The 1,034-nt window shown below is 45.1% G+C and carries 2 protein-coding genes; one reads left to right on the forward strand and one right to left on the reverse strand.

Features of this window, described 5'->3' with window-relative positions; genetic code table 11:
• Positions 1-253: 253 nt before the first annotated feature.
• Positions 254-478 carry a hypothetical protein gene (locus tag ASE07_RS29240; RefSeq protein WP_156397106.1) on the forward strand — a complete coding sequence of 75 codons (225 nt, stop codon included), beginning with the start codon at positions 254-256 and terminating at the stop codon, positions 476-478.
• A gap of 355 nt (positions 479-833) precedes the next feature.
• Here the strand turns inward: ASE07_RS29240 and ASE07_RS30285 are convergent.
• A partial coding sequence (locus ASE07_RS30285) for a hypothetical protein (protein ID WP_235548662.1) occupies positions 834-1,034 on the reverse strand: 201 nt, incomplete at its 5' end.

Below are 1,034 nucleotides of genomic sequence, written 5' to 3' on the forward strand. Positions count from 1 at the left end.
GCCTGCCAATCGTGTTCGCGAACTGCTGCCACATCGCTGGACGCCTGCCTGATCAGCTCATCAAAATCCCGTCAAGGTGCCATCACCGGGTGCTTACGATGCAGAGTTCTTTTATCAAGGTCATGGTCTGACGTTACAGTTCGAAGACTCACAGATTATGGAATCAATCCTGACACGAGCCACATCGATTAAGACCCCAGTGCTACCCGTTCATGATAGTGTGATCTGCCCTGTTGAATCGATCGAACAGATAATGACGATCATGGAGGAAGCTTACAAAAAGATTGTCGGATTCGAGCCCAACCTCGAAATCACACACGGAAGCAACTTTGACGCGATCAGTATCGCGCATGAGGTCGGACAATTGACTGCAAGTAGTGATGATGTAGGTTCTATTCTGAGCGTTGAAGATATGGAGGCGTTTAGTGCGCAAGAATCAAGACGCTTTGAGGAGGAGCTGAAACGATTCATGAACTAAATAAGAACAATGATTTACTTATTATTGATACTTTTTATAAGTATATTGATAAGTAGATTAATTCTCCTCCCTACCTACGGTCCCCATTACTCAGATCGTTTTTAGGGAATGGCGTTGTCGCAAGTGCCGAAAGCTATAAAAATCAGCTATTTATGAGCGCCTCTTCTTAATATATTCGTTCACAATCGGTCACTTGATGGCAACATTCATTTAAACAAGCTATAAGCGTTTTAAATACACTCAATATAGGGGACTATCAGAAAGTTATTAGGCGACCCTCCATGTGCCCCAAAACGCGTTTAAACAGTATTTCTTGCCGCATGACACCCAACCTTTAGCACGCTGCTAGACGCCCCTAGTGTTGCTGTGCTTTGGCCCTGTCTTTGGCTGCTCTTTCCCATACTCTAAGGCAGGCATCCCTGATCTCATCGTGCTCTTTTGCTAGGTCGTGTGTAGCAATTGAAGTAGCCCCCTGATTCTCCGGACCATCGGTATTCCTTAAAATTGCAACTAGGAATACTGCTATGGATATGCCTATGCCTTCGGGAAGAAGTCG

It is taken from the genome of Noviherbaspirillum sp. Root189 (assembly GCF_001428545.1).
In the GTDB taxonomy this organism is placed as follows: Bacteria; Pseudomonadota; Gammaproteobacteria; order Burkholderiales; family Burkholderiaceae_D; genus Noviherbaspirillum.